This window comes from Bacillus mycoides (genome assembly GCF_000832605.1).
GTDB classification, from domain to species: Bacteria; Bacillota; Bacilli; order Bacillales; family Bacillaceae_G; genus Bacillus_A; species Bacillus_A mycoides.
In genome coordinates this window covers 124,639-148,675 of sequence record NZ_CP009691.1, presented here as the reverse complement: position 1 = coordinate 148,675, position 24,037 = coordinate 124,639, and the positions used below count along the sequence as shown (strand labels likewise).

The 24,037-nt window shown below is 39.6% G+C and carries 4 protein-coding genes and 2 pseudogenes; all 6 read left to right on the top strand.

The window, feature by feature from the left end:
* The first annotated feature begins 2 nt into the window (after positions 1-2).
* Positions 3-6,473 carry a non-ribosomal peptide synthetase gene (locus BG05_RS00810; protein WP_003192746.1) on the top strand — a complete coding sequence of 2,157 codons (6,471 nt, stop codon included), beginning with the start codon at positions 3-5 and terminating at the stop codon, positions 6,471-6,473.
* The gene (locus BG05_RS00805) at positions 6,470-21,379 is read left to right on the top strand and encodes a non-ribosomal peptide synthetase (RefSeq protein ID WP_033734379.1); all 14,910 of its coding nucleotides are present in this window, start codon (positions 6,470-6,472) and stop codon (positions 21,377-21,379) included. The genes BG05_RS00810 and BG05_RS00805 overlap by 4 nt, the downstream gene beginning before the upstream one ends.
* 416 nt (positions 21,380-21,795) lie before the next feature.
* A complete protein-coding gene (locus BG05_RS00800) occupies positions 21,796-22,470 on the top strand; it encodes a 4'-phosphopantetheinyl transferase family protein (RefSeq protein WP_003192751.1) in 675 nt (224 codons plus the stop codon).
* A gap of 16 nt (positions 22,471-22,486) precedes the next feature.
* Positions 22,487-23,209: a thioesterase II family protein gene (locus BG05_RS00795; RefSeq protein WP_003192753.1), complete on the top strand. Its 723-nt coding sequence runs from the start codon at positions 22,487-22,489 to the stop codon at positions 23,207-23,209.
* 99 nt (positions 23,210-23,308) lie between these two features.
* A pseudogene (locus tag BG05_RS00790) lies at positions 23,309-23,614 on the top strand (putative mucin/carbohydrate-binding domain-containing protein); the annotation flags it as partial.
* Between the two features lie 172 nt (positions 23,615-23,786).
* Positions 23,787-23,864 (top strand): annotated as a pseudogene (locus tag BG05_RS30420) (restriction endonuclease); the annotation flags it as partial.
* Between the last annotated feature and the right edge of the window lie 173 nt (positions 23,865-24,037).

Here is a 24,037-nt window from a genome sequence, read left to right as displayed (position 1 = left end):
AGATGGGAGACGTTATAGATATATATGGATTATCACCTTTGCAAAAAGGAATATTGTTTCATACTTTATACGATCAAGATGATGAACATTCTTTTTCCTACATTGTACAAGTAGGCTTCTTGCTCGGGGGGCAATTGGATGTTGCTACTTTTGAAAAGGCTTGGGAATATGTTATTCATCGACATGAAGTTCTACGCTCAGTATTTGTGTGGGAGGAAGTAGAAAAACCTCTGCAAGCAGTTTACCAACGTCTTCCTTTTACTATTCATCAAGAGGATTGGAGTGCCCATTCGCATGAGGAGAGGGAGAAGAAATTACACCAGTTTTTGACTGCAGATCGTAGAAAAGGATTTTTATTGGATGAAGCACCGTTGATGAGAGTCACTGCGATTAAAGAAGCAGAAGAGGAAACGAGAATCATTTGGACACATCATCATATTTTGCTAGATGGGTGGAGTGTGTCATTGGTCTTTAGTGAAGTGATGGAAGTTTATCTCAAGATGATAAAGGGAGAATTGTTGAATCTTCCTAAATCTCTTCCTTATAAAAAATATATCCAGTGGATAAATAAACAAGATCAAAGTCAAGCAGAGGAATTTTGGACAGAAGAATTAAAGGGGTTTTATGCACCTACGCCATTAGCGATGGAAAGAAAGGATCAAGAACAGGAGAAGGGCTATGGAGAGTGTGTTTATCAGATATCTGAGGAACTCACTGAGAATTTACAAGAGTGGGTACGAAATAGTCGATTAACATTGAATACGTTAGTACAAGGCGCATGGGCCTATTTGATGAGTAAGTATAGCGGTGAAAGTGACATCGTATTTGGCATAACTAGCTCTGGACGTCCTACTGATTTGATAGGAGCAGAGAATATGGTAGGTCTATTTATTAACACATTACCTACGAGAATTCAATTAACGGATGATACATCAGTAGTAGATTGGCTTGGTAAAATACAGATGAAAGAAATGGAACGAAGACAATATGAGCATAATTCGTTGGTTGATATTCAAGGGTGGAGTGAGGTTCCGCGGAATAGTTCCTTATTTCATACCTTGTATGTGTTTGAAAATTATCCAATTCAAGGTAAGAGAAATGATGATTTAAGATTACTAGATGTTAAAAGCGCGGAACAAACAAATTATCCTTTAACACTCATTGTAATGCCCGGTAAGAAAATTACTTTAAAGTTGATGTATGATCGAAGCTATTTTAATGGAAAAACAATAAATCGGATTCAGGGTCACTTATTGCAAATATTAATTCAGATGACGAAGAGCTTAGATTCAAAACTCTTTGAAATTACTCATTTAACAGTGGAAGAGCAGACACAGTTACTAGAGGAATGGAATAATACTCAAGTAAAATATTCAGCTGAAGGCATGATTCATACGGTGTTTGAGGAGCAAGTCAAGAAAAATCCAGAAGCAATCGCAGCTATGTACGAAAATGAACAAATTACCTATAGAGAGTTGGATGAGCGTGCGAATCAGCTAGCACATTATTTACAAAAGCGTGGTGTAGGTTCAGAGTCTCTAGTCGGGGTATATATGGAACGTTCATTACAAATGATGATAGCGTTATTAGGTATTCTAAAATCAGGAGGGGCGTATGTTCCACTTGATCCTACTTATCCAGAGAGTCGGCTTCGTTATATATTAGAGGATGCTGGAATCGAAGTACTAGTGACGGAAGAAAATTCAAAAAATTTATATATATCTGAAGATGTTGAAACGATTTGTATGAATAAAGATTATACTGCAATTAAAAAAGAAGAATCAATCCCATGTATAAGTGGTGTAACAGGGAGAAGTTTAGCGTATGTTATGTATACTTCAGGATCTACAGGTAATCCAAAGGGAGTGATGATTGAGCATCATTCAGTAATCAATTACCTAGAATGGATGCAACATAAATATCCACTTTCTGAAAAGGATGTGGTCTTGCAGAAAACCCCATTCTCATTTGATGTATCTGTTTGGGAGTTATTTTGGGGTATTCACGTTGGAGCAAGTGTATCTTTCCTACCTCGAGGTGGAGAAAAAGATCCTTCTATTATAGCTGAAGTGATTAAAAAACATCAGGTTACTATAGTTCAATTTGTACCTTCGATGTTATCTGTTTTCTTAGATCACTTCAATCATATTGAATTGAACATGAATTGTTCGTCCGTACGCCATGTATTTTCTGGTGGAGAAGAACTAAGTTCAGGGTTAGTTAGACGATTTCAACAGAAATGGAATTATAGTGGACAAGTGAAATTAACCAACTTTTATGGACCAACTGAAGCCACTATTTATGTAAATGCATTTGATATTCAGCCTAATCAAGAATTTGTTTCTATTGGGCAGCCAATACAGAACACGCAATTATATGTATTAGACCAAAATCAACGCTTGCAATCAATAGGAATTGAGGGTGAGTTATATATTGGTGGTGCTGGTTTAGCACGTGGATACTTAAATCGTCCGAATCTTACTGCTGAAAAATTCGTTTCGCATCCATTTCGATTGGGGGAACGACTATATCGAACAGGAGATTCAGTAAGATATCTAACTGATGGAAATATAGAATTTATAGGTAGAATGGACCATCAAGTAAAAATGCGCGGTTTTAGGATTGAATTAGGAGAAATTGAAGCGACTTTAGAAAAATGTTCGTTTATTAAAGAGGCTGTCGTATTAGTTAGAGAAGACCGTCCAGGTGATCAACGATTGGTTGCATATGTAATAAGCGATGGAAATACCCAAGAGTGGAGAGAGTATTTACAAAACCAATTACCGAATCATATGATTCCAGCTCACTTTGTAGAGTTAGAACACTTCCCGCTTACTCCGAATGGGAAAATTGACCGAAAGGCCTTGCCAGCACCTGATGAGCAAGCTATTGGAGATTTAAATGTTCTACCTCGGACGCCATCGGAAGAGCTTATTGCCTCGGTTTGGGGTCAAGTGTTAGGAACAGAAAATATTGGTATTCAGGATTCCTTCTTTGAAAGTGGTGGGCACTCACTACTTGCTACTCAAATCGTCTCTCGATTGCAAGAATTGTTCCAAATCAAAATCCCATTACGTGAACTTTTCAAGCACGATACAGTGGAAGCATTAGCGAAACGAGTAGATCAGTTGCGCAAAGAAGATAAAAAACGAGAGGTTCCACCCCTTGTACCTATGACACGAGAAGAATCTATTCCACTTTCCTATGCGCAGAAACGTCTATGGTTTATTGAACAATTAATGCCAAATAGTGCGATGTACAATATTCATGCAGCGTGTCGCTTAACAGGTAAATGGTCAATTGAAGCATTGGAATCCGGATGGAATCAGTTGTTTGAGCGTCATGAATCATTACGAACGATAATTCTAAAACAAGAGGGTGAACCTTTTCAACAGGTTCAATCTCATGTATTCAGACATATCTCTCAAACGGATCTAACAGATCTCTCTTTAGAAGATAGGGAAAGAGAAATGAAACGGCTCATTCAAAACGAAGCGGAGGAACCATTTCATTTTGGACAAGGTCCTCTAATTCGAGCACGAATATTGAAAGTGGACAGGGAAGAATGGGTTCTCCTTTGTACGATGCATCATATTATTTCAGATGGATGGTCAATGGGAATCTTACTTGAAGAATGGATGGCTTTTTATGAAGGAGCACTAAGCGGAAAACCGGTGGAATTGAAGGAGTTATCTATCCAATATGCAGACTTTGTCATGTGGCAGAAGGAATGGCAAAAAGAAGAGAATTTGGATCAGCACCTTCAATATTGGAAGGAAGAATTATCTGGGGAGCTACCGGTTTTACAATTACCGATGGATCGTCCTCGACCTGCGGTTCAAACCCACCGTGGTGCAAGTCAGTCCTTAACGGTGGCGAATTCCCTACAGGAAAAGCTCAAAGATTTAAGTCTGCAAGAAGGATGCACTTTATTTATGACATTGATGGCAGCGTATCAAAGCTTCCTTTCTCGTTATACAGGACAAGACGACATCTTGGTTGGAAGTCCAATTGCAAATCGAAATGTTAAAGAGATTGAGGGATTAATAGGTTTCTTTGCAAATACGTTGGTTTATCGAGCAGATTTCAGTGAAAATCCGACGTTCCAAGAACTTTTGTCGCAGGTACGAAAAAAAGCACTAAAAGCCTACGAGTATCAGGACATTCCATTTGAGAAAGTGGTGGAATCTGTAAAACCGGAACGGAATACAAGTCATTCACCGATATTTCAAACCATGTTTACTTTACAGAATACGAAACAAGCGTTTCCTCAGCTATCTGAAAGAAACATGGAACTCATGGAAAGTCATGCTTCTGTTGCGAAATTTGATTTGAGTTTATTTGCTTCTGAGACGGAAGAAGGATTATCGCTAACCTTTGAATACAATACTGATTTGTTTAATGATACAACCATTGAACGCATGGCAAGTCATTTTGAACATTGGTTAAATCAAATTGTCTCTCATCCAAAATATTTATTATCTGAACTGAATATGTTATCGAAAGCAGAATATAAGCAATTACTAGAGGAATGGAATGAATCAGGTGTTGTAGATATACAAGAAAGCACGATTCATACATTGTTTGAAGAACAAGTGAAAAAAACACCAGAAGCAATTGCAGTAGTGTGCGAAGATGAAGAACTAACATATCGAGAGTTGGACGAACGCTCGAATCAGCTGGCACATTATTTACAGAAAAATGGTGTTGCATGCGAATCATTGGTTGGGATTTGCGTTACACGTTCATCCGAGATGATTGTCGGCCTCTTAGGAATTATGAAGGCAGGAGGAGCATATGTCCCAATTGATCCAGCGTATCCGGAAAGTCGACTGCAATACATTTTAGAGGATGCTCAAATAAAGGTACTGGTGACACAGGAAAAGTTACAACAAAAAATGGTTATAACTAAATCCGTTGCCGTGATTTGTATTGATCGTGATCGAGAAGAAATAGAACAAGAAGTAACTACAGTGTGTACCAGTGAAGTGACGGGCGATAATTTAGCCTATATTATCTATACTTCAGGTTCCACTGGAAATCCAAAGGGGGTAATGATTGAGCACAGGAATACAGTAACAATGATTCATTGGGCGCATCACACATATTCCCAAAAGGAATTAGCGGGAGTATTAGCTTCAACTTCGCTATCCTTTGATCTATCCGTTTTTGAAGTGTTTGTTCCCTTAACGATGGGTGGTAAGGTGATTGTCGCTGAAAATGCTCTACATCTAGACAAGTTGTCTACCAAGGGTGTGACTTTGGTCAATACTGTGCCATCGGCAGCGAAGGAACTGGTTCGCGCAAAAACAATTCCTTCTTCGGTAAAGGTGATGAATTTGGCTGGAGAACCATTACCATATTCACTCGTTCAAGATTTATACGAGAGAAGTACGATTGAGAAGGTGTACAACCTATATGGACCGTCCGAAGATACTACGTATTCCACATATATGGAATTAGAAAAGGGTGTCATGTATAGGGTACCACCAATTGGTAAACCAGTCTTCAATGCAGAAGTATATGTACTGAGTGCTGAACAAAAAATGGTTCCAATTGGTGTAGTTGGTGAGCTTTACATTGGTGGATCAGGATTAGTACGTGGATACTTAAACCGTCCTGACTTAACGCAAGATTGTTTTATACCGCATCCGTTTAAAGAAGGAGAGCGAGTATACCGGACTGGAGACCTAGTAAGGTATCTGCCAGATGGAAATTTGGAGTATCTTGGCCGAATCGATCATCAGGTAAAAATTCGTGGGTTCCGGATTGAACTAGGAGAAATTGAAGCGACATTGCAAAAGCATACATTAGTTAACGAAGTTCTTGTGATGGTGCGGGAAGATTATCTTGGTGATCCACGTTTGATTGCCTATGTTGTGGGAGATGGGGATGCTCATAAGTGGCGTGATTATCTCAAGGACCAGCTACCAAATTACATGATTCCAGCCTATTTTGTCGGATTGAATGCATTTCCACTCACTCCAAATGGAAAGATTGATAGGAAGGCCTTACCAGTACCAGAGAGACAGGAGATAGTGAGGGGGTATATTGCTCCCCGTACACTTACGGAAAAAACAATCGTTTCAATATGGCATCAAGTTTTAGGTGTAGAAAATATTGGAGTGCAGGATTCGTTTTTTGAAATAGGTGGGCATTCATTACTTGCTACACAAGCTGTTTCCAATCTTAAAGAGGCTTTTGGAATCGAGTTACCATTGCATGATCTATTTACGTTTCATACGGTGCAACAATTGGCAAAACAGATTGATCAATTGTTCTATAACAAAAATCAAGAAATACAGAATGATAGTAAGGAGAATGTAAGTCTTCAAGACTATATTCAAAAAGAAGCAGAAGTGAGTAATGATGAAGAATTACTTGAACTACTTAAGCAATTAGAAGAGCTATCAGAGGAAGAAGCACAAGGAATATTCGAGAGTAATTTAGTTGAGGAAGGGGTAAAAAAATGAGAAGTGATTTACATGCAAAGCTGAGTTCACTTTCTCCTGAGAAAAGAGCTTGGCTTCAGAAGAAAATGCAAAAAAAGGAGAATAAAGAGGCACTTCCGTTGTCTTATGCACAACAACGTTTGTGGTTTATGGACAGATTTAACCCAAACAGTTCTTTATATAATATTCCAACGGTATGGCTTCTAAAAGGAAATTGGATTCCTGAAGCATTAGAAAAGGGATTCAATCGACTCATTGAACGTCATGAATCATTACGAACCGTTTTTAAAGAAGTAGGAGAACAACCTGTACAACAAATTGTCGAATTCCTTCCTAGAGCATTACCTGTAAGGGATTACTCGCAACTTCCTCTAGAAGTAAAAGAAAAAGAGGTAGATAGTTTAATTGCGAGAGAAGCGCAAGAACCATTTGATTTAATGAATGGCCCTTTAATTCGTAATCAGCTTGTTCAATTAGGGAAGGATGAATGGTTATTACTATGTACGATGCATCATATTATTTCTGATGCTTGGTCCATCGGTATACTCATGAATGAATTACTTACTTTCTATGAAGAAGAAACGGGCGGGAATCCTGCTAAATTAAGTTCACTATCCATTCAATATGCAGACTTTGCGAAGTGGCAAAAGGAGTGGTTGCAAGGTGATGTGTTAAATCGTCAACTTACGTATTGGGAGGAAGAATTGTCTGGGGAGCTTCCTATATTACAACTGCCAGTGGACCGACCTCGACCGGTTACGCAAACTTACGCTGGGGATACGCATCACGTGATTTTTCCTTATAGATTACTCAATCAATTAAAGGATATAAGTCGACAAGAAGGATCTACCTTATTTATGACTTTAATGGCTGCATACCAGAGCTTTCTTGCTCGTTATACGGGGCAAAAAGATATTCTAGTCGGAAGTCCGATTGCAAATCGGAATCATAAGGGAGTAGAAGGATTAATCGGTTTCTTTGTTAATACGTTGGTTTACCGATCAGATTTGAGTGGCACCCCTACTTTTCGGGAGATTTTGAACCAAACAAAGAAAAAGGCGTTAAAAGCTTACGAATATCAAGATATACCATTTGAAAAAGTGGTAGAAGCTGTGCAACCTGAACGAAGTATGAGTCATTCTCCTATCTTTCAGACCATGTTTACACTACAGAATATAAAACAAGAACGACTAGATTTGTCTGGTAGAAGTATCGAAATGGTAGAAAGTAATATGTCTATTGTAAAATTTGATCTGAGTTTAACTGCCTACGAAGTGGAAGAAGGTCTATTTGTCTCATTTGAATACAACACGGATTTATTTGATAGTAGTACCATTGCACGTATGGCAGGCCATTTTGAGAACTGGTTAAATGAAATCGCGTATCATCCAGATGAATCATATACAAAGCTGTCAATGTTATCGGACACAGAGCAGAAACAACTCCTAGAAGAATGGAATGATACTGACATAGTTTATGGTCATGAGTGTATGATTCATGAGCTATTTGAGCAGCAAGTGGCACGTACACCTGATGCAGTGGCGGTAGTTTATGAGGGTGGAAAGTTAACGTATCAAGAACTCAATGAAAAATCGAACCAATTGGCACATTATCTACAAAAACGAGGTATAGGACCTGAATCATTGGTTGGTATATGTGTTGAACGCTCTCCTGATATGATTATTGGTCTCTTTGGGATTTTGAAAGCAGGAGGGGCTTATGTCCCACTGGACCCAAGTTATCCCGAAAACCGCCTGAGATACATTTTAGAGAATTCACAAATTCAAGTGCTGTTAACAAACGAGGCACTACAGGACTGGTTACCTAAAGATATTCAAGCAATTTGTTTAGACCGGGATCAAGTAATGATTTCTAAAGAGAGTAATTTGGCTCCGGTAAGTGGAGTAACTGCAAATAACTTAGCCTATATCATATACACTTCGGGTTCGACGGGAAATCCGAAGGGAGTAATGATTGAACACCATTCGGTTATCAACCGCCTACAGTGGATGCAGAAAAAATATCCATTATCTGAGGAGGATACAATTCTACAAAAGACACCGTTTTCGTTTGATGTTTCTGTCTGGGAATTATTTTGGTGGTCATTTGTAGGAGCACGTGTTTGTTTGCTTCCACCAGGAGGAGAGAAAGATCCTGCGGTGATTGAGGAGTATATCGAACGATATCGTGTGAACACCATTCACTTTGTTCCGTCGATGTTATCTACTTTCTTGGATTATATGGAACAATATAATTCGAAAAGGGATGTAGCGTCTTTAAATCAGGTTTTTACTAGTGGAGAAGCATTAAATACTGAACAGGTTCGCCGCTTTAAGGGGGTATTTTACGATGTTCAGCAAACAAAGTTAATTAACTTGTATGGTCCTACCGAAGCGACTGTGGATGTGACTTATTATAATTGTGATTTAGAAAAAGAACCTATGCTTATTCCAATTGGTCGTCCAATTGATAATACAGAGTTGTATGTGTTAGATCAACATCAACAGGTGGTACCGATTGGTGTGGCGGGGGAACTTTACCTTGGAGGAGTAGGATTGGCACGTGGCTACTTCAATCGACCAGAGTTAACTACTGAGCGTTTTATTCCGCATCCCTTTAAGGAAGGGGAACGATTATATCGAACGGGTGACCTGGTGAGATATATGAATGATCGTAACTTGGAGTATATTGGAAGAATGGATAACCAAGTCAAAATCAGAGGATTCCGAATTGAACTGGGAGAAATCGAAGCAGCTTTACATGATCACTCATCTGTAAAAGAGGCTGTCGTGTTGGTGAAGGAAGATCGACCAGGAGATAAGCAGTTAGTAGCTTATGTAGTGGGTGAAGGGGATACTGGAGAGTGGCGTGAATATCTTAAGAAGCAATTGCCACATTATATGGTTCCGGCATACTTCTTCCAAGTTGAAGGGATGCCACTCACTCCAAATGGTAAGGTGAATCGGAAAGCTTTATTGGAATTGGAGGCACAGTTCATAAGTGAAGATATTACTACTTCATCACGAACACCAGTAGAGGCGCTCATTGTTTCCGTATGGGGCCAAGTGTTAGGTATAAAAAATATAAGTGTTCAGGATTCTTTTTTTGAGATTGGTGGTCACTCGCTGCTAGCTACTCAAGTAGTTTCACGCTTACAAGAAATCTTTCAAATCGAATTACCGGTACGTGAACTATTTGAGTATGCAACGGTGGAGTCACTGGCAAAGCGATTAGATCAGTTACGTAAAGGAGATAGAAAACGAGAGATTCCGCCACTAATGCCGATGGAAAGAGGGGAAACTATTCCGCTCTCTTATGCCCAACAGCGCTTATGGTTTATCGATCAATTTACACCTAATAGCGCCCTTTACAATATGCCAATGGTATGCCGCCTTACAGGGAGTTGGCTACCTGAGGCATTGGAAAAGGGATGGAATCAGCTCATAGAGCGTCATGAATCATTGCGGACGGTCTTTCATGAAGTGAACGGTCAGCCCGTGCAGCAAATTGAACCGTATGCTTTTCGATCAATTCCGAAAACGGATTTAACTATGCTTTCTCCAGAAGACCGAGAAGAAGAAGTTAAACGTTTGATTCAACAAGAAACAGAAGTGCCATTTGATTTAACAGAGGGCCCACTAATCAGGACAAGTATTTTGCAAGTGGGAGAGGAAGAATGGATTCTCCTTTGTACTTTACATCATATCATTTCAGATGGATGGTCAATGGGAGTCCTACTTGAAGAATGGATGGCATTCTATGAGAAAGCTACGGATGGAAAGATAGCAGAACTTGAACCATTACCGGTTCAATATGCCGACTTCGCTCAGTGGCAAAAAGGATGGCTGAAGGCGGAAGTGCTTGATCAACAACTCCAATATTGGAGGGAAGAATTGTCTGGGGAGCTTCCTGTACTCCAACTTCCTATGGATCGCCCGCGTCCCGCAATACAAACTTATCATGGGTCGACATACACCCTGGTTCTGCCAAGCACGCTACATGACAAATTAAATGAATTTAGTCGTCAAGAAGGGGCTACACTCTTCATGACCCTGTTAGCTGCATATCAAAGTTTTCTATCCCGCTATACGGGACAAGAAGATATTCTGGTCGGAAGTCCAATTGCTAATCGAAATTATAGAGAAATTGAAGGACTTATTGGTTTCTTCGTCAACACCTTGGTATATCGGGCTAATCTAAGTGGTAGACCGACATTTCAGGATGTTCTGTCTCAGGTTCGTCAAAAAGCATTGAAGGCGTATGAGTATCAAGATATCCCTTTTGAAAAAATTGTGGAAGTTGTACAACCAGAGCGGAGTACAAGTCATTCGCCAATCTTCCAGACTATGTTCATCTTGCAAAATATGAAACAAGAGTTCCCGGTGTTATCTGGTAGAAGTATTGAAATGATAGAAAGCCATAGTCCAATCGCAAAGTTTGATTTAAGCGTAATGGTAGCTGAGACGGAAGAGGGATTACTTTTTACTTTTGAATACAATAAGGATTTATTCAATGCCACAACTATTGAACGGATGGCAGGGCACTTTGAGAAATGGCTACACGAAGTTTCCCATTACCCGCAAAATCCGTTGCATAGTCTGAGCATGCTATCGGAACCTGAGCGTACTTTGTTATTAGAAACATGGAATGACACTGTAATGGAAATGCCCCCACAGGGTCTTATTTGCGACAGATTTGAGGAACAAGTAGCAAAGCGTCCTGAAGCGATTGCGGTAGTTGATCAAACAAAAGATTGGACTTACGGTGAACTGGATGCACAAGCAAATCAGTTGGCAAATGTTTTACAGCGAAAAGGAGTTGCTCCAGAGTCAGTCGTGGGAGTTTATCTTCCGAGGTCGGCTGAGCTCATGGTAAGTTTACTAGGCATATTAAAAGCTGGTGGAGCTTATGTCGTTTTAGATCCGTTGTATCCAAAATCAAGGTTAGAATACATGATTGAAGATGCAGGAATTCAATTTGTAGTGACGGCGGAAGGACAAGAAGGCCTTTTCGAACAGGTCGAAATGGTGAGGTTAGAAGAGTTAACAGTGGAAAGCGTAATCGCACCTACACGGCAGATAAATCCAGAGAACTTAGCTTACATTGTCTATACCTCTGGTTCTACAGGAAAGCCAAAGGGTGTCATGATTGAATATCGCTCATTAATGAATATGGTTTCTTGGCATCAAGAAGTTTATCGTATTACAGCAGAGGATCGTGCGACTCAGATTGCAGGGATTGCTTTTGATTCGGCTGTCCAGGAGATTTGGCCGTATCTAACTGCTGGTGCAGCACTCTACTTGTCAACAGAGGAACTGAGAATTAATCCAGAAGCACTAAGAGACTGGCTCATTGATTCGCGAATAACAGCTAGTTTTGCACCTACGCCTATTCTGGAAAGACTCTTGAAATTATCTTGGCCAGGTAAAACGGATCTTCGTTTTATCATTACCGGCGGGGATCAATTAACGCAGTATCCATCTAACGATATTCCTTTTGCGGTAATCAATCAGTATGGTCCATCGGAAAATACCGTTGTTACCACGGATTGTTATGTACCTGTAGGAGTGACAACAGGTACGCCATCGATTGGTCGACCGATTGCGAATACAGAAGTTTATGTGTTAGATTCTCATCTTCAGCTAGTACCAAGTGGTGTGATTGGAGATCTCTATATTGGAGGGAAGAGTCTTGCTCGTGGATATGCTAATCGTCCGGACCTTACAAAGGAAAAATTTATTTCGCATCCATTCAAGTCAGGAGAGCGTCTCTATTACACCGGAGACAAAGCAAGTTATCTTTCTGATGGTGCTCTCCAGTTCCATGGTCGTATAGATGACCAAGTGAAAATTCGTGGTTTCCGGATTGAATTGGGAGAAATAGAAGCAGTTTTGCAGGCACATACTTCTGTGAAAGAAGCGGTTGTATTGGTACGAGAGGATGATCCAGGCGACAAGAGATTAGTAGCTTATGTAGTTGGTGAAGGAAGTGTCCAAGAATGGCGAGAGCATCTACAAACACATTTACCAAATTATATGGTCCCAACAAACTTTATTGAGATGGAATTTTTACCACTTACACCGAATGGAAAACTTGATTTAAAGGCATTGCCAATACCTAGCAAATTATCTACTGAAAATACCGTTCACGCACGAACTCCGCTAGAAGAACTTATCGCTTCAGTGTGGAGTCAAGTGCTAGGAATAGAAAATATAGGTGTTCAGGATTCTTTCTTTGAACTTGGTGGTCATTCTCTACTTGCTACTCAAGTGGTTTCACGTTTACAAGAAGTCTTTCAAATAAAACTACTGGTGCGTGAACTGTTCGAGTATTCAACGGTGGAGGCACTGGCGAAGCGATTAGATCAGTTACGTAAGGGAGGCAAAAAACGAGAAACTCCACCATTGATGCCGATGGAACGAGGAAATGCCATTCCACTTTCTTATGCTCAACAGCGCTTATGGTTTATCGATCAATTTACACCTAATAGTGCACTTTATAATATGCCGATGGTATGCCGTCTTACAGGAAATTGGTTACTAGAAGCATTGGAGTTGGGATGGAATCAGTTGATAGAGCGTCATGAATCATTGCGGACAGTATTTCATGAAGTGGACGGTCATCCTGTGCAGAAGATTCAACCGTATACTTTCCGTTCCCTTTCACAAATTGATTTAACTAAGATTTCTCCAGAAGAGAGAGAAAGAGAAGTGGAGCAATGGATTCAAACTGAAGTCGAATCCCCATTTGACTTAGAGCAAGGGCCATTGTTCCGTGGACAAATCGTGAAAATTTCAGAAGAAGAATGGGTTCTTCTGTGTAATATGCATCATATTATCTCGGATGGATGGTCGATGGAAATCTTGCTCCAAGAATGGATGGTATTTTATGAGGAGGCGATTGGCGAAAAACCAGCAGAGCTCGCACCATTACCAGTTCAATATGCCGATTTTGCTCAATGGCAAAGGGATTGGTTAAAAGAGGAAGTACTAAATCAACAGCTTGCATATTGGAAGGGAGAACTGTCTGGTGAGTTACCAGTCTTAATGTTGCCGATGGATCGTCCCCGTCCTCCGGTACAAACCCACCATGGATTAACTCATAATGTGTTGTTGTCACGCTCATTACTGGATAAATTAAACGAACTTAGTCGTCAAGAAGGGGCAACGCTTTTCATGACCTTATTGGCATCTTATCAAAGTTTCCTTGCCCGTTATACAGGACAATCAGAGATTCTTGTTGGAAGCCCAATTGCGAATCGAAATTATCGAGAGATTGAAGGATTGATTGGTTTCTTTGTCAATACGTTAGTCTATCGGGCTGATTTAAGTGGCGCACCGGCATTTAAAGAGTTGTTGTCTCAAGTGCGGATAAAAGCATTGAAGGCATATGAGTACCAAGATGTTCCGTTTGAGAAAATTGTGGAGGTTATCCAACCTGAACGAAGTACAAGTCATTCTCCGATTTTCCAAACCATGTTTACTTTGCAAAATACGGGACAAGAGCTACCACAGCTACATGGACGAAGTATAGAAGTAATGGACAGCCACGCTTCAATCGCCAAATTTGATTTAAGTTTAACTGCCGCAGAAGTGGAAGAGGGCTTATTGCTTACTTTTGTTTATAGGACTGATTTATTTGACAGTTTAACTATTGAATCCATAGCCGAAAATTTTGGAAACTGGTTGAATTTAATCGTGGAACATCCTGATAAATCATTAGCTAAGTTGCCGATACTGTCAGGATTACAGCAAAAACAGTTAGAAGAGTGGAATAATAATGCTGTAGCATATCCACAGGAATTTGGGATTCATCAGCTGTATGAAGAGCAAGTAAATCGTACACCTGACGCGGTGGCAGTGGTAGATGAAAAACAGCAGTTAACCTATCGAGAGCTGAATGAAAAAGCAAACCAATTGGCACATTATCTCCAGAAATGTGGGATTGGGAGCGAGTCATTGGTTGGTCTCTGCTTCCAGCGTTCAGTTGAGATGATTGTCGGTCTCATGGGGATCTTGAAAGCTGGGGCAGCCTATGTTCCATTGGATCCATCGTATCCAGAAAGTCGCCTACGATATATTCTGGAGGACACAGGGATTCAAGTATTGGTCACGAACGAAGCATTAGAAGGTTGGATAACTGAAGAAATCAAAACAGTTTGTTTGGATCGGGATAAAGCGATGATTTCGCGAGAAAGCACCCTTTCACCAATATGTGAAGTGACAGGAGAAAACTTGGCGTATGTAATCTATACTTCGGGATCAACAGGGAATCCGAAGGGAGTTATGGTAGAGCATCACAATGTGATTCGTTTATTTAAATCGACGGAATGTTGGTATCAGTTTGATGAAAAAGATACTTGGACGCTTTTCCATTCTTATGCGTTTGACTTCTCGGTATGGGAGATTTGGGGGGCATTACTCCATGGCGGAAGATTGATTGTTGTTCCTTACTGGATTAGTCGATCGCCCAAGGATTTCTATCAACTGTTAGTAAAGGAAAAGGTTACGGTTCTTAATCAGACACCATCCGCATTTCGACAATTGATACAAGTGTGTGAACAAGAAGATGAGAAGAAAGACTTGCATCTGCGCTATGTCATATTTGGTGGGGAAGCACTCGATCCTACCAGCTTGGTACCATGGTTTCAAAGGTATGGAGGGCAGAAACCACAGTTAATTAATATGTATGGAATTACAGAAACTACCGTTCATGTTACGTATTATCCAATTACTCAAGATGATGTGCAGTATGCTTCAAGAAGTAATATAGGAAAACAGATTCCAGATTTAGAAGTGTATGTACTAGACGCTTGTCAACAACCTGTGCCTATTGGCGTAGCTGGCGAACTATATATTGGTGGAGCAGGACTTGCACGTGGATATTTAAACAGACCCGAATTGACTGCAGAGCGTTTCATTCCTCATCCATTCAGTAGTGACCCAGGAGCGCGATTATATCGGACAGGAGACTTAGCGAGATACTTACCTGATGGAAATCTGGATTATCTTGGGCGGATTGATCACCAGGTGAAAATCCGTGGTTTCCGAATTGAGCTCGGAGAAATTGAATCTGCTTTAAACGCACATGTCTCCATAAAAGAGGCTGTTGTAATTGTTCGAGAAGATCAGCCGGGTGATAAACGGTTGGTGGCATATGTCGTGGGTGATGGGAATGTAGGCGAGTGGAGAGATTATCTCAAGGCGGAACTACCAAGCCATATGGTTCCTTCAGGATTTGTGATGATGGAAGCCATTCCACTAACTGCTAACGGAAAAGTTGATCGTAAGGCCTTACCTGTACCAGAGGAGAGGAAAATCGAAAGTGAATGTGTTGCCACGCGGAATGGTAACGAAGAAACACTGGCCACCATTTGGAAGCAAGTATTAGGGATTAAAAAGGTGGGAATCCATGATAACTTCTTTGAAATTGGTGGAGACTCGATTCTCAGCATTCAGATTGTCTCTCGTGCGAAGCAAGCAGGTTTGCAATTGACGCCAAAGCAAATGTTTGAACACCAAACGATTGCTGAGTTGGCGCAAGTAGTCAATGAAGAACGGGGTGTACAAGCAGAGCAGGGAGTTGTAACTGGAGAACTGATCCTTACACCAATCCAGCAATGGTTTTTTGCACAAGATCATCCAAACCCACACCATTGGAATCAATCCATGTTTTTTAGAACAAAAGAGCGACTGGATATAGTATTACTGGAGAAAGCTGTGCGTACCCTTCTAATCCATCATGATGCCTTGCGTTTAAGATATGAACGGTTACCGAATGGAGCTTGGAAACAGCGGAACGAAGGAATCGAAGAACAATCGACGCTGACCGTTATTTCATTAGAAGAAGTGCCGCAAGCAGAATGGCATCAAGTGATTCAAACGGAGATTGACACTGCACAAGCAAGCTTGCACTTACACGCAGGACCGCTAATGAGAATGGTTTATTTTGATGAAGGTGAGAAAAGAGCCGGCCGATTATTCTGGGTGATTCATCACTTAGCAGTGGATGGTGTTTCTTGGCGGATTTTACTGGAGGATCTGCAAACGGCGTATAATCAAGCGAGCCAGGATCAGATGATCCAATTACCTACAAAGAGTACATCCTTTAAAGCGTGGTCGGAGAAATTGCATTATTACGCTGAAGCTGGGATTGTGCAAGAAGTGCGTGATTATTGGGAGCAGCAATCCGAACAAGAAGTGGCTATGCTACCAGTGGATACCACCCTCGAAGTTCCAGCAAACACAGGAACCGAGGAGATTACCGTGGTGCTGGATGAGAAAGAGACCCGTACGTTATTGAAAGAAATTTCAAGCACTCATCGTGTCCAAATCAATGAGGTACTATTGACAGCATTGGTACAGGCTACGGCAGCATGGACAGGTCATCCGGCGCTGACCGTGGATTTGGAGGGGCATGGTCGGGAAGAGATTATCGAAGACGTTGACCTATCTAGAACTGTGGGGTGGTTTACAAGTATTTATCCTGTTCACTTAAATATTACCGGTGCCGACACGCCAATTGCAGCATTAAAATTAGTTAAAGAACAAGTGCGTAAAATTCCTAATAAGGGTGTTGACCATGGAATTTTGCGGTATCTGAACACAACAATGTGTGAGAAATGGGGGTCTCAACATACACCGTCTATTAGTTTTAACTATCTTGGACAATTTGACCAAATGTTTTCTGACGATGCAATGCTTATTCCGGAGAACGGATTTAAGCGCTTAGATCATGCTTCTGGTTCCAAGCGCTTGCATTTAATCGATGTAATTGGAATTGTAACGGATGGGAAAATTCAGTTCACTTGGGTATACAATGTAGGACAATTCGCGAAATCAACGATAAAAAGTATTGCAGAGAATATGCTCCATCAACTAAGTAAATTGATTCAATCTGCGGATGGAGAATCTGCACTGACCGTTTCAGATTTTGTGATGGCTAATCTTGACCAAGCCAGTTTGACAAAAGTATTATCCAAGATGAATCGTGGAAATAATTATCAGATTACCGATTTATATCCACTATCGCCTTTGCAAGAAGGTATGATTTTCCATACATTGCATGACCAAGGGGATGAACATGTAGCGCCGTATATAGTGCAATTAAGTTTCATGATTAGAGGAGAATTGGATATTGTAACTTTCGAACAGGCGTGGAAATCGGTAATTCAGCAGCATGAAATTTTCCGCTCATCTTTCCTTTGGGATGAAGTTGAAGAGCCTTTACAAGTGGTGTATGAGAGTGTTCCATTTAAGGTGAATGTAGAAGATTGGCGTACGCTGACTGCTGAAGAAAAAGAGGAGAAAAGAAAAGCCTTTTTGGCATTGGATCGAAAACAAGCCTTTCTTTTTGATGAAGCGCCATTGATGCGGGTGACTGTCATTCAAGAAGGTGAGGAAGAATATCGGATTGTTTGGACACATCACCATATTCTGTTGGATGGATGGAGCCTACCACTGGTCTTTAACGAATTGCTTACAGTGTACCAGAAGAGAATGAATGGAGAAGCCGTGCATTTACCTAAGTCATCGCCATACAAGAAATATATTCAATGGCTAAGAGAGCAGAATCAGGATCAGGCGGAGCAATTCTGGAGAGAGAAACTTAAAGGTTTTACAGCTCCAACTCTGCTGGGTTTAGAAAGTAAAGAGCAAGAAAAAGGTTACACAGAGAAGGTAACTTATTTATCAGAAGAGCAAACCCAAGCGTTACAAAACTGGGCGAAGCGCAATAGGCTCACTTTGAATACGGTAATTCAAGGTGCGTGGGCGTATCTCATGGGCCGGTATAGTGGAGAAGATGACATTGTCTATGGTGTAACTAGCTCAGGACGCCCTACTGAGATTATTGATGTTGAAAACATTGTAGGTCCTTTTATTGCCACATCACCGACGCGAATTCAGTTGATAGATAATATAAAAATAATGGATTGGTTGCAGAAGATACAAGAGGAAGAGATAGAAAGAAGACAATATGAATATGCTTCTTTGACAGAGATTCAAGGATGGAGTGAAGTTCCTAGAGGAACCCCGCTGTTCCATAGCTTGTATGTGTTTGAAAACTACCCAGTGAAAGAGGAGTCCTCAGGAAATCTAGAAATTGGTGAGTTGGAAGGAGTAGAGCAAACTCATTATCCATTAGGATTGACAGTTGTCCCAGAAAGCCAGTTGTTGTTAAAGTTGAAGTATGATCGTAGCAAGTTTAATGGTCTCACTATTGAACGGATGCTGGGGCATTTAAGCCAGGTGTTTAAGCAAATGATCGAGAACGTTGATCAAACTCTGTCGGAGCTGGTGTATGTTACGGAAATAGAACAGAAACAACTACTGGAAGAATGGAATGATAATGCAGCAGCGTATCCACGTGAGAGTGTGATCCACAAACTGTTTGAAGATCAAGTGGATCGTACACCTGATGCGGTGGCAGTGGTAGATGAAAATCAGCAGTTGACGTATCGAGAGCTGAATGAGAAAGCAAACCAATTGGCCCATTATCTTCAGAAATGTGGGATTGGGACGGAGTCATTGGTCGGGCTTTGTTTCCAACGTTCAGTTGAGATGATTGTCGGTCTCATGGGAATCTTGAAAGCTGGATCAGCCTATGTTCCGCTGGATCCATCGTATCCAGAAAGTCACCTACGATATATTCTGGAGGACACAGGAATTCAAATATTGGTTACGAACAAAGTATCACAAGGTTGGATACCTGAAGAAGTTGAAACAGTTTGTTTGGACCGAGATCAAGCAATGATTTCGCAAGAAAACACCCTTTCACCAATATGTAAAGTAACAGGAGAAAACTTGGCGTATGTTATCTACACTTCAGGTTCGACCGGGAATCCAAAAGGGGTTATGGTGCAGCATCATTCGGTATTAAATCTATCCTATGGTTTACAGAAAGAGGTTTTTTCACATCGGGCACATGATAACATGCGCGTTGGTCTAAATGCCTCAATCGCCTTTGATTCATCCGTTAAACAATTACAAATGCTTTTGTATGGTTCTAGTTTATATATTATTTCAACAGAAGTTCGCAGTGATCCTCAAAAGTTTGTATCTTATATTCGGGAGAATAAGTTGGAAATGTTTGATATAACACCTTCACTACTCCAATTACTCATAGATGAGGGGTTGTTAGAAAAAAACGATAGTGTTCATGTTCCAAGCAAGGTACTGGTCGGTGGAGAAGCGATTATGCCATCACTGTGGGAACAACTAGTAGAGAATGACCATATCCATTTTTATAATGTATATGGTCCTACGGAATGTACGGTTGATGCGACATGCTATCGTATCAAAAAAGATAGTAAGAGAGTAACCATTGGGCGTCCGTTGCCAAATGTTCAAGCCTATGTATTGGATGAGAAGTTGTTACCTGTTCCAGTTGGTGTAACGGGTGAACTTTATATCGGTGGAGCAGGCCTAGCGAGAGGATACTTGAATCGTCCAGAGTTAACGTTAGAACGTTTTATTCCTCATCCATTTAATGAAGGGGAACGGTTATACCGGACGGGAGATCTAGTCCGCTATTTAGCTGATGGCCATTTGGATTATCTGGGAAGAATCGATAATCAAGTGAAAATTCGAGGATTCCGGATTGAGCTTGGAGAGATTGAAGCGAATTTAGAAAGTCATCCATCGGTGAAAGAGGCTATAGTCTTGATAAGAGAGGACCAACCAGGAGATCGGAGAATGGTTGCCTATGTGGTGGGTGAAGGAAGTATGCATGAATGGCGTGAGCATCTCAAGAGGCAAGTACCGAATTATATGATTCCTGCACACTTTATTGAGGTGGATGCGATTCCGCTTACAACAAATGGGAAGGTTGATCGAAAGGCACTGAACAGCTTAACGATTCAAAGAGAAAGTACCTTTTCTACACCAATCATCCCACGGGATGAAATCGAGTATCAGCTGATTACAATCTGGCAGGATTTGCTACAGTTAGAAGATATCCATGTAAACGATGATTTCTTCAATATAGGAGGTCACTCTCTCCTTGTAATCAAATTGATTTCAAAGGTCAGAGAGAAATTTGGAAAAGAGATTAAGGTGCCCGCACTAATTAAGAATCCGACAGTGGAAGGAATCGCTTGTCTCATCCGTGAGAATCATCGTATGGAAGAATCATTATCGGTTCTGGTTCCATTACAAGAATCAGAGAAAAGACCTTTCTTCTGTGTTCACCCATTTATGGGTAATGTACTCTGTTACATTCAGCTAGCAAGGTTACTCAAGGATCACTGCTCATTTTATGGTCTACAGAATCCTCTCGTAGAGAAAGAAGGAATGAACGGGTTGATTTTATCGGAAGTAGTGCAACTCTACATCGAGGAAATGAAGCGGGCTCAGCCAGAGGGGCCGTATCGTCTGGGAGGATGGTCTCTGGGCGGTGCCATCGCCTATGAAATCGCAACTATGCTACGGAACCAGGGAGAAGAAGTTGAGGTGTTGGTACTATTGGATACCAAGGTGCCTTCAGAACGGGATTACAAGACAGAGGATGAAATGCTATCTTATATATTGGAGCATTTCATCCATATAGAGCTAGTGGACCAGGAAGAAGAGCTTGTTCATCAACAGGACATGCTTGTTGAACAATTAATTGTGGAAGGAGTGCTCCCGCCTGATGCAAATCTTACGAATTTGAAGCAAATTATCAATGCTCACAGGAAATGTCTGAATTTAATGGCAGAGCATGATTTAACACCATATTTTGGGGAAGTTATTTACTTTAGTGCTGAGGAAGGTAAAGAATTGTTTACGGATTGGAAGCCTTTATTAAAAGGAAGAGTGAATATGTATTCGGTCCCTGGATCACACGAAGAAATAGTAGCTTCCCCCGCAGTTGAAAAGTTAGCTAAGTATCTACTAAATGAATTAGAAGGAATAAAAGAGACATCCCTTTCGCTAACGGAAAAGTAGAGAGCACAAAAGAGGCAACTTTATAAACAAACATTGTTATTATTAAAGTTGTTATTTGTGAGTAGTAGTGTAAATAAAGAGAGCAGTCCAATAACTGCACATCAAGTGTAGGAGATTATGTATATATATATCAAGAGCATTACTTTTTAAGGGGCTTGCTTGATAGGGACATAGAAACATATATGAGTTGTTCATAGTATGCTGTAAATTCTCTGAGGTTTTTGTACCAGAAGCGAATGCTTTGATGATATTGCTGAGGAAAGGTGTATATTTTCATTGATATGTAAATATGCACCTTTTCTATTATATTTGCACTTGAATAAATGCAAGTTAGAAAATGAAATTGAATTTCTATAACGTATACATAGGAAGAAATCCTTTTAAAAAGGAAGTGATTTATCATACAAATTCATGCTGTGAAAATACCAAAAAATATTGAAAATCATTTGTTTAATCAATTTAGTAACTTGATTTCAAATGAGAAGAGAGAACGAATGAAGCGTTTATTAAATTTATGTGATATTAATAGGACTTTGATAGGAGATTTATTAATCCGTTCCCTAGTTTGCCAAAAATATAAAATGAATAATGAAGAAATTAAATTTATATATAATGAGTACGGAAAACCTTTTGTTCAAAATTTTTCTGACTTTCACTTTAATATTTCGCATTCAGGAGAATGGGTGGTCTGTGCCACTGCTAATTCTAATGTAGGTATTGATATTGAAAGAGTTTCAGACATAGAGGCTCTTAAATTAGCAAATGAATTTTTTTCAGAGGAAGAATTTTATGATTTATCTAATATGAATTCTGATGAACAAATCAATTATTTTTTTGATTTATGGACATTAAAAGAAAGCCATATAAAAATGATTGGTAAAGGACTTTATATCCCGTTAAATTCATTCTCTGTAAAAAAAGAGTCACGAACTTTAATTTCATACACGAATATACCTCAAAACTTTTACTTTAGACAATATAATATTGATCCAAATTATAAGATATCTGCTTGTGCAACACGTGATGAATTACCGAATGAGATAATAATTAAAGACTTTTATACAATTGGCCAAAATATAAACAAATTTTAAAGTAAGGAGAAAATCTATGAATAAGACTAAACTTTTTTGCTTTCCACATGCTGGTGGCTCTGCGTTTAGTTACTCAAAATGGAAAAATTACTTTAATCCACATATTGAAGTAGTTCCAATAGAGTTAGCCGGTAGAGGATATAGAATTGAAGAAAGCCTGTACCAGAGTATGGAAGAGGCTGTAAATGATGTCTACAATAGTATAGTCAAGCAACTAGATAATTCGCCCTATATTTTATATGGGCATAGCATGGGAAGCTTGATTGCCTATGAATTAGCTAGAAAAATACAGGATTCTAATAATGTATTGCCTGAATTTCTTGTTTTATCCGGTAGAAATCATCCTAATAGTAAGATAAAAAATATTCGACATAACCTACCCGATGAACAATTCAAAAATGAAGTTATTGCAATGGGGGGAACATCAACCGAGGTACTACAATCAGAAGAATTAATGGGAATTTTTCTCCCCATTCTAAGAGCAGATTTTAAAATTGTAGAGACATATATCCATAACAACAATATACGAGCATGTGACATTGATTTTCTTGTATTGAACGGAAAAAAAGATGAATTAACTACATATGATGAGGTGAAAAAATGGAAACAATACACAAGTAAATCGTGTACCTTCAATTCATTTGAAGGTAATCATTTCTTTCTAAATGAAAATATTGAAGAAATAGCAAGTGGTATTATAAGAAAGTTAGAATCTAAAAGATTTTCAACTAGTTTTTAGAATATTTCTAGGTATACTTATGGTTGAAAAATAAAAATATTAAAGGTGAAAAATACAGGTTCTGTTGAAACATCATTGAATAAAGAGATAGAAAAAATGCAGATACAATTAGAAGCTGGTATACCACATTCCTACTTTAATAGTACGTATGCAAGTATAAAAGTACAGAACTCATCGGGTAGCGTTGTGTACAATAAAGAAATTGTGGGAAATAGACAACGAACTGCTGAAACCCAAACCGTTCCTGTAAAAGTTGGGGATTACATTGAACTTACCCATATAGAAGGGGAAGCAGAAAAGGAAAAGATACGAGCTACTTTAACTAACCTTGAGAATGGCAAACAGGAATATATGGGTAAGAAGAGAATATATCAGGTTACATCTACAGGACTAATAAGACAATAGATGAATCAAAAAGTTGGGGGAATCCTCAACTTTTTTGGTTAAAAAGGAGGTTCTGGTGCCAATATATGAAGAGGAACGATAGTAGATTTTTAACGGAATCGTATTTTATACTATAAGTCCAAAAATTCTGTGAATGAAATCTTTCTGATTTAGGAAAGACTGATTTTGTACATCAAATAAAACAGGAAGCAAGATTTTTGGATGTTCTCAACACTCTACATGTACGCATACAGAGCTAATAAATACATGAGCTGTGATAAAAATTCAGCTCTTTTTCAATTTTTTAAAGAGTGTATTAAAAAAAGGAAGTTTAATTTAAAAACGACTTTTCAGGTTTGTTTATTTTGCGTTTCGATGGACAAGTTAAAATAGGTCTTGTTCATTTTAAAAACATATGTAAAGACAGATAAGGACTTTAAATGT

What these genes read in the sequence shown, in the direction of transcription:
- BG05_RS00810 (WP_003192746.1), top strand. Translation starts at nt 3, where the DNA reads ATGGGAGACGTTATAGATATATATGGATTATCACCTTTGCAAAAAGGA.
- BG05_RS00805 (WP_033734379.1), top strand. Translation starts at nt 6,470, where the DNA reads ATGAGAAGTGATTTACATGCAAAGCTGAGTTCACTTTCTCCTGAGAAA.
- BG05_RS00795 (WP_003192753.1), top strand. Translation starts at nt 22,487, where the DNA reads ATGAATAAGACTAAACTTTTTTGCTTTCCACATGCTGGTGGCTCTGCG.